We start from the raw sequence: 12,059 nt of genomic DNA on the forward strand, positions 1-12,059 counted from the left end.
AAGCTGTTTTGTATTTTAATAGTTTAATAAAACGTCCACCATTTATGAAAAGTCTTTGGAACGACGAAGTGGCAGCCGATTTCGCAAACGATTTGCTGGCCCAACGCGTTTACACCTCCCGCCTTTTAGGTCAAGATGAATCCCTAGTACTACACGGGGGAGGGAATACCTCAGTTAAAATCAGTGAAAAGAATATCTTCGGCGAAACCGAAGAATTACTATATGTAAAAGGTAGTGGTTGGGATTTGGCCACCATTGAAAAGGAAGGTTTTGCGCCCGTGCGTATGGATACCCTGCTTAAACTGGCCGAGTTGCCCGAATTAAGCGATATGGATATGGTCAAAAACCAACGTATGGCCATGACCAACCCCAGCGCCCCTAACCCTTCGGTAGAGGCCATTTTACATGCGCTTATCCCCTACACCTTCGTAGACCATACCCATGCCGATGCCGTTATCACCATTTGTAACACCCCCGATGGTGAAGCACGCATTCGCGAGGTCTATGGCAAAAAACTTTTGATGGTACCCTACATAATGCCCGGTTTTGTACTGGCCAAACAAATCCATGAGCTTACCCAAGGATTTGATTGGGATAGTATCGACGGGATGATTTTGGAAAACCACGGGGTATTTACCTTCGATAACGACGCCAAAAAGAGTTACGAGAAAATGATTGAGATCGTAACCCAGGCCGAAGTATATCTAGAAAAAGAAGGTGCTAAAACTTTGGCTGCCGAAGCCAAAGAACCCATGTCTCCCCTATTCGTGGCCGAGGTACGTAAAGCCATTAGTGAAAAGTGGGGTGCTCCGGTTTTGGCCCGTGTCAATACCAGCCCCTTGGCCATTGGTTATAGTAGCCTACCCAACATTAAAGAAGTGGCCGGACAAGGTACTTTGGCACCCGATCATATTATCAATACCAAACGTACACCTTTGGTTTCGGGCGATGATTTTGAAGCCAACCTAGAAGCCTACGTTACTGATTATATACGCTATTACAAAGAACATAACGAAGGTGAAAAAGAATTAGATCCCGCCCCGCGTTGGGTAGTTAACCCTGGCAAAGGAACCGTTTCTTTGGGCCGGGCCATTAAAAACCTAAAGATCATTGGCGATATAACCGCTCATACCATGCAAGGCCAATACAATGCCGAGCAATTGGGCGGCTGGCGCTCCCTACCCGAAAAAGAACTTTTCGATATTGAGTATTGGAGTTTAGAACAGGCCAAATTGGCCAAGGCTGGTACCCCAAAACCATTACAGGGCAAAGTAGCTTTGGTCAGCGGCGGTTTCCATGGCATAGGTAAGGCCTGTGTAGAGAAATTGGTCGCCGAAGGCGCGGTAGTTAGTGTATTGGACATTAATCCGGAAATTGAATCCCGTTTCCCTCAAAGAGAAGTACTGGGCATTCGTTGCGATGTTACCCAAGACGAGCAGCTTAAAGCAGCCGTGGAACAAACCGTACATTATTTCGGGGGTATCGATATGTTGGTTACCAATGCCGGTATTTTTCCGCCAAGTGCCAAGATTGCCAATATGGATGCCAATATTTGGCAGAAAAGTATGGATATCAATGTGACCAGTCACCAAAGGTTAATGCAATTTTGCATCCCTTACCTAGAATTGGGACATGACCCTGCGATAGTGATTATTGCTTCTAAAAACGTTCCGGCCCCAGGTCCCGGAGCTGCGGCCTATTCCGTTTCTAAAGCCGGACTTACCCAATTGGGCAGGGTGGCCGCTATGGAATTGGGCGCCAAAGGCATCCGTGTCAATATGGTACACCCTAACGCCGTGTACGACACGGCCTTATGGACCCCCGAAGTGTTACAAAAACGGGCCGAACATTACGGACTTACCGTGGAGGAATATAAAACCAATAATATCTTAAAGACCGAGGTTCGTTCCGCCGATGTGGCTACCCTAACCTATCTGTTACTAAGCACCGAATTGGCTAAGACCACAGGGGCACAGATACCGATTGACGGGGGTAATGACCGTGTTATTTAATTCTTACAAAACTTTTTTATTTCAAAACCTGCGGATTTTAATTCAAATCGAACAAGACATTTACCATGATAGTACCAAGAACATCGCGCCAAGAGATTTTGGCCAAATTGCAAAAGAAAAAAGAAAACCGTGTTCCCATCTTTATCGCCAGTGCAGGGGCCGGTTTGGTAGCCCAGCTACTTGAAGAAGCCGGGGCCGATTGTATAAACACCTTTTCCGGGGCACGCCTTCGTGCCAATGGTATGGGCACCATGTCTATGTTGTGGCCCATTTTAGACTCTAACAAGCAAACTTTGGACTATACCCGCGAAGACATTATGCCTGCCATTAAGGGCAATGCCTTTGTTTGTGCCTGTCTTAACGCTAACGACCCATTGAAAGACAGCCGTATGATGTTACAGCAATGTAAGGATATGGGCGTGTATTCCGCTTCCAACATTGGTCCGTCTATCAGTTATGTAGATAAGGATAGTGAGGTATACCGCATCTTGAACAAAAGTGGCATTACCTTTCAAAACGAAATCGACTTTTTAAAGTTGGTCAAAGAAATGGATATGGTATCCGTAGGTCTGGCTTTTAATATGGAAGACAGTATCGCTATGGTCGAGCAGGCCAAGCCCGACATTTTTTGTTTCCACGCCGGAACCACCAAAGGCGGAAGAAAAGGTTACGATTCAGGGGAGACCATTGAAGTTACCGCCCAACGTACCGAAGAAGCCTGTAAGGTGATGCGCGAGATACATCCCGAAATTTTATTGATTGCACATGGCGCAGCTATGGAAGACCCGGTTGATGCCCAGTTTATGTTGAACAACACCAGTATCGATGGTATCTGGACCGGTTCGTCTACCGAACGTTTACCAATTGAACGCGCCGTACTATCTACCGCCAAAGAATTTGCCGCCTTACGTTTTCCTGACCAAAAATAATACCCATGCCAAAAACCATAGCCATCTTGGTTACCCTGGACACCAAAGACCAGGAAGCCGCTTACCTAAAAGACCAAATAGAAAGTAAAGGAGATAATGCCCTGATTATGGATATCGGGGTAATCGGAACGGCCGGAATTACGGCCGACCTTAGTCGTGAGTCCATTGCCGAGGCCGGTGGTACCCCTTTGCAACACATCTTGGAAAATCCGACACGGGAAGCGGCTGGCCCCATTATGGTGAAGGGTAGTATCGCATTATTACAAAAACTAATCACCGAAGACCGGGTACATGCCGTACTCGGTCTGGGTGGTACTCAGGGCACCACCAGTTGCTGTAACATTATGCAGGCCTTGCCTTATGGTTTTCCGAAGATTATGGTTTCTACCGTAGCCTCGGGGGACACCTCTAGCTTTGTAGGTATCAAGGATATTACCATGATGTTCTCGGTTAGTGATATATTGAAATTAAACCCCTTCACCCGAAAAGTACTTTCGAATGCTGCCGCTGCCGCTTGTGGTATGGCACAGACCGGAAGTGTCTTTGAGCAACAGAAAAGTGACAAACCCTTGATCGGGATCAGTAATCTTGGGGTGATTACCAAAGGTACCATTAAGGCCATTGAACATTTTAATGCCAAAGGCTATGAGGTCATCGTTTTCCATGCCGTTGGTTCGGGCGGAAGGGCTATGGAACAAATGATGAAAGAAGGTATCATAGGAGCCGTTTTCGATTATGCCATGGGCGAAATCGCAGATGATGTATGGAAAGTACTCCGAGCCGGTGGCCCCGAACGTTTGACCGTTGCCGGAAAATTAGGATTGCCCCAAGTTCTTTGCCCTGGCGGGGCCGAACATTTGGGCATTCTTGTTCCCGAAAACGAAGTACCGGAAGCCTATACCGATCACGACCATGTTTTTCACAGTCCTATTGTTTTCGTACCGCGATTGAATGCCCAGGAAATGGAGCAGGTGGCTGATTCGATTTGTGAACGTTTACAGCATACCCAAGGGAATGCTTATTTTCTTTTACCCTTGCAAGGGGTGGGCGATTACTCGAAACCCGGAGGGGCTCTGGAGGACAAAGTTTCCGACGCTGCATTCTTTGCCCGTATCAAGGAAAAATTACCTAAAGGGATTACGCTAATGGAACGCGATGCCTATATAGAAGATACCGAATTCGTAACCGAAGCCGCCGACCTACTGATTTCACTAATAGAAAAACAATAATGCAAGACTGGGAAAGCCGCTTGGCACATTTGCGGATAGAGCGTTTAAGACCCAAACAAATCGAGGCAGCCTTGGCCCTCCGCTCGATGGTTTATATACCGTTGGGGGCCTTGGAATACCACGGACACCACTTGCCCATTGGTTTAGATGCCATGACTGCCCACGGTCTGTGTTTACAAGCCTGTGAACAAACTGGCGGATTGGTTATGCCCCCATTGTATTATGGAATGACAGGTAGTATTGGCCACCACCCTTGGACCATTTGTGTGGAAAAAGAGGAAACCCTAAAGCAATTATACCTAGACACCCTAAACCGATTGTCCGATTTTGGCATTGAACAAGCCGTACTATTTACAGGTCATTTCGGCCGTAGACAAATGGCTTTGATGGCCGAATTACAAAACGAATGGGATGCCAACGCCAGTAGCCTGCGCTTGAAATGTCTCTCGATCAGCGATTTACCTGGTGTTGCTATGCCGGGGGATCATGGGGCCCTATTCGAAACATCGGTATTGGCGCAGTTACACCCTGATCGGGTACATTTAAATGAATTACCGGACCAGACCGAATTCCCAGCCAATGACCCGGATGGTGATAGCTGGGGTGCCCATAGACGGGACCCAGAAAATGTCTTGTTCGGTATTTTGGGAGACGACCCCAGGGATTACCAGCCAGAACAAGCCCAAGCCTTGACCCAGGCCTTACTAAAAGGTGTGGTAGAACTTGTGGAAGCTTAGTTTAAGGTATTCAAGAAAACGAATACGCCTTTCTTATTGGAGGTCAACACATCGGGTCTTCCATCGGCATTGATATCTTTAAGCTGGATTTGACGGCCTACCCCAGAATCGCCATCGATTAAATGGGGTTCAAAACTTACGGAGCCGTCAGCATTCCGCTGGGTCTTAAACCAATAAAGTACGGCACCATCATGGCTTCCGGGATCCCTTCCGTTATGGGCATAAAAGCATTTACCGGTTACGATATCCAAAACCCCATCGCCATCCATATCGGCTGCTTCCATGGCGTGTAATTGGCTAAAGTTGAATTCACCTTCGGTAGGCGTATCCGCCAAAATGCGATGTTCCTTAAAAGATGTTTGGCCAGCATCATCTTTTACTTGCTCGAACCACGACAGTCCGTAGGCATGGGCATTCAAGGCCGAAATCACATCGGCATCCCCATCGCCATCCACATCAAAAACGGGCATTTGGGCCCCGCCCTGACCTTTGGAAAACCTATGGGCATGAAATTCCCAGGGGACACTTTCGCCCTTCCAATCCTGGGGTTGCTGCCACCATCCGGCATTGGCCAAAACATCGATTCGTCCGTCACCGTTGATATCCCCTACCCCTAAACCATGTATGAATACGGGAAATCTTTTTTTATCCTTTTTACTGATGCTAGCATCAATAGTACCGTTTAAGGAAATCCACCGGATACTACCTCCTGAAAAAGCCACTAGACTTGGTACCCCATTATGCCCGAAAAAAATGGGCGACTCATTGCCCATGTCTTCCCACTGACGATCATAGGTTCCGGAAATGCTTTTTTGGGCCGGATCCAAAAGCAATTGAGCCGGACTACCGGGAACCCCAATACGGACCACGTCGGCCAATCCACTTCCATCCAAATCCACTACCCTATTGAAAAAGCTTTTGGAATAGCCTGAAAGGCCGGGTCCGGTCAAAGGGAACTTTCTAAGGGAATCCAACAAAAAGGTTTTTCTAAAATCGGGGCCTAACCAGGCCTGGGCCCCTGCGACTACATCGAAATGCCCATCACCATTTAAATCACCAGCGTCTATGCCTTCGGAAAGATAATCGGCCGTGAGTTGTATTTTTTCGAAAGATGCGGAGGTTTCCGTTTGGGCCTCTACTTGAAAGAGCCACGCCAAACCGATTAATAAAAGTATAGAATGCTTCATAGAAATAGGAAATACTTGGGTAAGATACAGAATAGATCTGCAAAAATTGAGTTGGTTATACGAACGGCAAAAAATACATCGAAAATGGCAAATTGTTGCGAAAATGCCGTAAAGGTAGGTTGCTTAAACAGGGGACAAACGATGAAAAGCGAAACGAAGTAGTGGAATTGACAATGGTTCTATGGTCTTTGTCCTTTTTTCCGAGTTCTGTATACCGAAAAAGGAGTAAATTGGCTTTTCAAAATTGATTTATGAACCCATCTGCCTCTGGCTGGATAGACAAATTCGGTAGCCTTGACGCGAAAAACAAGAACGGCTACCTCAGTTTCGAAAGCCTATACGAAGACCTTAAGGCCACAGGCTTTATATATGGGTTTAACCTGTATTCCCCAGACTTCATTGAAACGGAGCATAAACTTCACGATGACGAAAAGGCAAAATTGAACCTTTTAAACGCGCTCTACCAAACCTACGCCTTGGAGAAGGGTTCTCAAGACTTTGAACGGTTCATTGAAATTGTTTTCCAATTCTACCAAAAATTGGATGTAGGCAAGGTTTCCTTTCTACAAAAGATCATTAGTGGTAAAAAGACCTCGGCCCAACTTGAAAAGCTACTCGATTCACGTATTCATATTGCCGACAATGTTTTTAGCAAGACCTTTACTTCTTTGGTGACCAACGGTCTACTATGTATCGATGTATTGACCTTTAGACGCTTTTTATCGGAATCGCGTGATATTTTGGGTTTTGCCCAAGAATTGGAATATGCTACCATAGGTTTGGCCCTACAAAGTCTGGAAGCAAAGGAACCCCATAAAAAAGATAAAAAACTAGCCCATATACTAGAAGCCTCCCTTTCGTTCGTTGATCATACCCCAACCTATTCAGAAACCCAGACCGGCATAAATCTCGAACGATTTGGAAAAAGTGAAAAAACCTATTTGCTCGATATGGCCTGTTTAACGGTATGGGAAGACCAAGCCTTAAAATATGCCGAAACCGCCCGCATACATACTATTGGCCGGGAATTGGGCTTTGGCAAGGAAACCACTCGGGATTCCCTTTTTTGGGTGGGTAAATTCTTTGCGGAACATAAAGAAGACATTCCACATTATAAAGACCATAACCTAGCTACCCAGTTTTACGACAATATGTCTAAAATGGTAAACCGTTTGATCAAGCGTAACTCAAAACGTTTGTTAAAGGAACTTTCGGAGAGTAAGGAACTGCTTTATCTGCTCACCCAATCGACCTTGCGGGATCTGGATGCCGAGGAAAAGAAGAAAATTCAAAAACAATTGCTCGACATTTTTAAGAGTATTCCGTCTTTGGCCATTTTTATGTTGCCCGGTGGCGCGGTTTTGCTCCCTATTTTCATTAAGTTGATCCCTAAACTTTTACCTTCGGCCTTTGATGATAATCGTATTGAGGACGATTAAGGTATATGGATAGGCATAATTCTTTATTCCAACCAGAGTTTAAAGTCTTTTACACGCTCGCGACTCACGATGATCTCGCCCTCTTTAAACTTGTTCATTTTTAACTGTAAACGGGAATTGGTATAGGAGACGATATCGGCAATATGGTTGATGTTCACATAAAACTTGCGACTCACCCTAAAAAAAGTTTCGGGCCTAAGTTCTTTTTCCAACAATTCCAATGTGGTTTCCATCAAATAATTACGCCCATCAATAGTCGCGGCATAGGTACCTTTGTTCTCACTGTAGAAACATTCGATATCATCGGCATGTAAGATTTTAATGTGCTGGCCCACCTTCACCGTAAAGCGTTTTTTATAGTCACGCTCAATAGGATTAACCAAAAGCTTTTTGATATCCTCAAAATCGAACCCACCCGTTTTTTGGGCAGCCGTACGTTGCCTAAATTTTTTAAGCGCCACCTCCAACTCTTCGTCGTCTATGGGCTTTAACAAATAATCGATACTATTCAATTTAAAGGCCTGTAGGGCATACTCGTCATAAGCTGTGGTAAAGATAACCGCAGAATCGATTTGTATCAGGTCGAAAATCTCGAACGAAAGCCCGTCGGATAATTGAATATCTAAAAAAATAAGGTCGGGCTGTTCGTTCTGTTGAAACCATTCAATAGATTCTTCTACCGAATGCAGCATGGCCAAAACGGGTACATCCATACCTTCTACCAAGCGTTTTAAACGACGTGCCGCCGGTCTTTCGTCTTCAATGATTATTGCCTTCATCTATTCAGTTTTGTTCTTTATCCAATATTTCTTTAAGCTTTCGCTGCTCCCAATTTCGTAGCCGCTCCGATTTTAACCAAAACACCTGAACCGCATGCACGATTAAAACAACCAACCATATTCCCGGAAAGAATATCAAGTTCCAATCTAGCCAATCGCCAAAGGCAGGATCTACGGCATCAAAATTCACAAAATAAAATCGAAACCCGAAAGCTCTTAACACCAAAAAAAATAACATTACGATTATAAAAACCCCGACATGATGGTAAAATCCCTTTATTTCCCGTACACGTTTTTGGGCCCTTGTATAAGCAGTATTAGTTTGCATATTAACGGTATTTATAACGTTCGGAATCTTGCTTATCCTTATCCATCAACTCTTGGATTTTACGCTCTTCCCAGTTCCTTCCCAAAAATGGAAAGTAGGCGAAGGCCCCCATGGCATGTATCGCCACCCCGATTCCCCAAAAGAATAAGGTGAAAAAATGACCAAGTTGCCAAAAACTCTCCCCTTCCCTAAGATTTATGGCAATACTGGCCAAAATAAAGATGTTGACCCCTAGGTATACCATAAAATGGATATAAAACCCTTTGATTTTATCGACCTTTTCCTTGGCCCTTTTGCGTTTTTGTTCTTCAATAGTCTCCATGATTTTTCTTTTTATGGCCATTATTTAGGCAGTTTTGGGCTTAGCCCAGTTACCCATTTCGTTATGGCCTATTCGTTTTTTGATATGTAATTACAATAATTTTTATTCCCAACGGGAATTGTTTTGTTGTTCTTCCCTCTCCATAAATTCTTTGATTTTCTTTTGTTCCCAATGGCTACCTAACCTGCCATCTACAGCGAATATTTTTATACCTCCGATCACTAAGGCCAATCCGCAACCAAAGGCAACCCATAAAAACCAAGGATAACGCCATTCGTTCACATAATAATTGATGCCGCCGACCATAATTACCGTGGCTATGGAGATGGTTAAAAAGATGTAATAGTTCTTTATTTCCTGAACCCGTTTTTGGGCCCTTTCGTAACTGTGCTTATTTTGATCCATGATTGCCGTTGATTAAGGTGTTATTATTTCTAGTATTTTGGGTTATGGGAAAAGACATAGCGTTATTCCCAACGGGAATTTTGGTTATCTTCTTCTTTTTGCATGAGCTCTTTGATCTTACGTTTTTCCCATTGCGAACCCCATACCCCATTGATCCCGAACACCTTAAAGGCGCGAACAGCCGTGGCCAAAACAACAATGGCAACAATCCATAAGAACCAAGGGTAACTCCATGCATTTAAATAGTAGTTAATTCCTGCCAAAATGATTACGGTTATTACAGAAGACATGAGCTTACTGTAAAACCCTTTTATTTCCAGTACCCGTTCTTGGGCCTTGTTATAACTATGTTGATTATTATCCATGATCCGATTGGTTTATTTTGTATTGTCTTGATCCATAAATTCGCGGATCTTACGTTCTTCCCATCCTTTTCCAAAGAAGGGATTATAGCCAAATGCTTCCATTCCATGAAACAAAAGTCCCAGACCCCAACCCATAGTAGGGAAGATTACCCAAGGAAAACTTGTGGTATTATAGTTCAATAGGGCCAAACATGGGATAACGATGCAGTATGCGGTAAGGTTGCCATAAAAACCCTTCATGGCCTCTACCCTTTCCCGGGCCTTTTCGTATCGTTTGTCTTCTATATAGGTCTTTTGTTGTACAATTGGTTCCATTACTTCTATTTTTTTTGTCAATAAAGGCAGGCTTACACTAAAATCGGCCGCACTTTTAAGTATACGTACCTCCCTATCTGTTAACAGGTTGTAGCGTTGAACAATATTTCTTAAGCCCACCCCACTACTTTTTTTGACCACCTCTTTTTCTTGAAGGTTATTGGTAACGATTAAACTTCCCTGCTCTTCATATACCCTAACTTTTAGGGGTCTGGTTTGGGTTACCACATTGTGTTTTACGGCATTCTCCAACAACAACTGTAAGGACAAGGGAACCAATTTGGCTTCCGGGTTAGCTGCGGCATCGGGTATCTCGAAAACTATGCTATCTTCGAACCGCATTTTTAATAATCTAACATAGGTACGGGCAAAGGCCAACTCTTCATCTACACTTACCAAATCTTTATTTTTCTGTTCCAGTACGTAACGATACACTTTAGACAAGGAAGTAGTGAACTTCTGGGCCTGATCCGGGTCTTCGTCTATCAAACTGGTCAAAACATTTAAGCTATTGAACAGAAAATGCGGATCCAATTGATTTTTTAAGGCGTCGAATTTCGCTGATGCCGTACCCGCTATTATTTTTTGCTCGGTTACTTTTTTCTCTTGCCAATGCTTGTAAAAATAAATGGCGTGATAGGTTATTGAAACGACTATAGCAATAAATAAAGTGGCCAAATAAATTAACGGATGTTCCCCTTTAATAAAGGTCTTCCAATCTTCGCCCTCAACAACCATTTCAAGGTTCAAACGAATAATAAACACCCCTAAAACCGTTAAGACCACACTGCCGATCGCACCAACCCACAGCCTACGCTTTCCCGTTCCTTTCCAGTTAAACCGGGAATCTAACAAATCAAAATAACCGTAGTTGATCAGGGTTAGGCTAATCGCATAAATCTGGTGGTAGCCAAACACTTGGAACAGGCCCGAATCGAACGAAAACGGTTTTCCAGACAACCACCTCACCAGGACTTCAATCAAGAAAATGATACAACCTATAATAAATCCGCTGTATAGATATTTTACCAGGCCGGTTTTACGATAATTTTGATTTGGATTCTGCATTAGATTTATTACTTAGATGCACAGTTGTTCAACAAAGTTTCGGCTCTTTCCTTACCCCAATCTGGGTAAAAAGGCCCCTTAGGCTTAAAAGTAGCAAAAAGTTCCATGGCCCGCTTAAGGTCGTTACAATAAACACTAGGGTCTTTGCCGAAAAACTGGGCGGCACCCATATTCCATTCGGCCTGTAAATAAACTACCCTCGGATTGTCAGGTTCCATTTGTTGTGCGGTAGCATACAAGGTTTGGACCTTTGGTGACAAACTAGCGCCATATGTAGCCCCGTCAGAAGCGATATAGGCCGTATGTATCATGGCCTGTTGTACCATTATCTCAACGTTTTTCGGACTAATGCCTTTGGCCACGTCTAAAAAACCTTGCGCTTTTTCCAATGTAGCTTGCAGTTTTTCAGAATCTTTCAATTTGGAAAAGGCATCTACATTTAGGGTTTGGGCCGCATAATAATAAGGCAACCAGTTATCTGGTGTGGCCATGGCAATACGCTCAAACATATGGGAAGCTTCAATGAATTTTCCATCATTGTACAATCCGAATGCTTTTTCCATACCTTGGGTGTACTTGTCTTGTGCATTAATACTTAGCGAGAGTATCATTAACACTACTAGGGTAACTGTTCGTTTCATTTCGTTTTAGTTTTGATTACGACACAAAAATGAAAACAAGCAGTTCCTATTTCAAGTAAAGCTTACCGAATTGTATAAATGGGTTACCGAATTGTAGTAGCAATGATTTTTATTGTTTAAGCCAAGTTACTTATTCGCTATTTTCCAGTTCGTAGCCTTATTCTTACTCCTTGTAGCCGGTAAACTATAAAAACATACCGTTCAACTACTTGCACCGATTTTTTCATACACCGTGTCGATTTTACACACCATTTGTTTCCGCCCTTTCACAACAATTTTGATTTGGCCTACAACATAAGATTC

General features: G+C 43.8%; 13 protein-coding genes. 5 read left to right on the forward strand and 8 right to left on the reverse strand.

Annotation, left to right across the window (positions count from 1 at the left end; genetic code table 11):
* Positions 1 to 44: 44 nt before the first annotated feature.
* The 4 genes from B7P33_RS00060 to B7P33_RS00075 all read left to right on the forward strand — a co-directional run bounded on the left by B7P33_RS00060 (position 45) and on the right by B7P33_RS00075 (position 4,907).
* Positions 45 to 2,012, forward strand: coding sequence for a bifunctional aldolase/short-chain dehydrogenase (locus B7P33_RS00060; RefSeq protein WP_097439933.1), 1,968 nt, complete (start codon positions 45 to 47; stop codon positions 2,010 to 2,012).
* 65 nt (positions 2,013 to 2,077) lie between these two features.
* On the forward strand, positions 2,078 to 2,941 hold the full coding sequence (locus B7P33_RS00065; RefSeq protein WP_097439934.1) for a phosphoenolpyruvate hydrolase family protein: 864 nt from the start codon (positions 2,078 to 2,080) through the stop codon (positions 2,939 to 2,941).
* 5 nt (positions 2,942 to 2,946) lie between these two features.
* Positions 2,947 to 4,170, forward strand: a complete 1,224-nt coding sequence (locus B7P33_RS00070; RefSeq protein WP_097439935.1) for a Tm-1-like ATP-binding domain-containing protein — start codon at positions 2,947 to 2,949, stop codon at positions 4,168 to 4,170.
* Positions 4,170 to 4,907, forward strand: coding sequence for a creatininase family protein (locus B7P33_RS00075; RefSeq protein WP_097439936.1), 738 nt, complete (start codon positions 4,170 to 4,172; stop codon positions 4,905 to 4,907). Before B7P33_RS00070 ends, B7P33_RS00075 begins: the two co-directional genes overlap by 1 nt.
* Here B7P33_RS00075 and B7P33_RS00080 read toward each other — a convergent pair.
* A complete protein-coding gene (locus B7P33_RS00080; protein WP_097439937.1) occupies positions 4,904 to 6,094 on the reverse strand; it encodes an FG-GAP repeat domain-containing protein in 1,191 nt (396 codons plus the stop codon). The two genes, B7P33_RS00075 and B7P33_RS00080, sit on opposite strands and share 4 nt — an antisense overlap.
* A gap of 251 nt (positions 6,095 to 6,345) precedes the next feature.
* Here B7P33_RS00080 and B7P33_RS00085 point away from each other — a divergent pair, with 251 nt between their 5' ends.
* A complete protein-coding gene (locus B7P33_RS00085; protein WP_097439938.1) occupies positions 6,346 to 7,533 on the forward strand; it encodes an LETM1-related biofilm-associated protein in 1,188 nt (395 codons plus the stop codon).
* A gap of 23 nt (positions 7,534 to 7,556) precedes the next feature.
* On the opposite strand, the gene B7P33_RS00090 is transcribed toward B7P33_RS00085, so the two are convergent.
* The 7 genes from B7P33_RS00090 to B7P33_RS00120 form a co-directional block, all read right to left on the reverse strand.
* On the reverse strand, positions 7,557 to 8,312 hold the full coding sequence (locus B7P33_RS00090) for a LytR/AlgR family response regulator transcription factor (protein WP_097439939.1): 756 nt from the start codon (positions 8,310 to 8,312) through the stop codon (positions 7,557 to 7,559).
* 4 nt (positions 8,313 to 8,316) lie between these two features.
* Positions 8,317 to 8,640 carry a 2TM domain-containing protein gene (locus B7P33_RS00095; RefSeq protein WP_097439940.1) on the reverse strand — a complete coding sequence of 108 codons (324 nt, stop codon included), beginning with the start codon at positions 8,638 to 8,640 and terminating at the stop codon, positions 8,317 to 8,319.
* Position 8,641: 1 nt separating this feature from the next.
* Positions 8,642 to 8,983 carry a 2TM domain-containing protein gene (locus B7P33_RS00100; protein ID WP_245871574.1) on the reverse strand — a complete coding sequence of 114 codons (342 nt, stop codon included), beginning with the start codon at positions 8,981 to 8,983 and terminating at the stop codon, positions 8,642 to 8,644.
* A gap of 81 nt (positions 8,984 to 9,064) precedes the next feature.
* Complete coding sequence (locus B7P33_RS00105) at positions 9,065 to 9,367, reverse strand: 2TM domain-containing protein (protein WP_097439941.1); 303 nt, start codon at positions 9,365 to 9,367, stop codon at positions 9,065 to 9,067.
* Positions 9,368 to 9,429: 62 nt separating this feature from the next.
* Positions 9,430 to 9,732, reverse strand: coding sequence for a 2TM domain-containing protein (locus tag B7P33_RS00110; RefSeq protein ID WP_097439942.1), 303 nt, complete (start codon positions 9,730 to 9,732; stop codon positions 9,430 to 9,432).
* Positions 9,733 to 9,744: 12 nt separating this feature from the next.
* A complete protein-coding gene (locus tag B7P33_RS00115) occupies positions 9,745 to 11,115 on the reverse strand; it encodes a 2TM domain-containing protein (protein WP_097439943.1) in 1,371 nt (456 codons plus the stop codon).
* Positions 11,116 to 11,123: 8 nt separating this feature from the next.
* Complete coding sequence (locus tag B7P33_RS00120; RefSeq protein ID WP_097439944.1) at positions 11,124 to 11,756, reverse strand: hypothetical protein; 633 nt, start codon at positions 11,754 to 11,756, stop codon at positions 11,124 to 11,126.
* Between the last annotated feature and the right edge of the window lie 303 nt (positions 11,757 to 12,059).

The organism is Sediminicola luteus, from assembly GCF_002514735.1.
Taxonomy (GTDB): Bacteria; Bacteroidota; Bacteroidia; order Flavobacteriales; family Flavobacteriaceae; genus HQA918.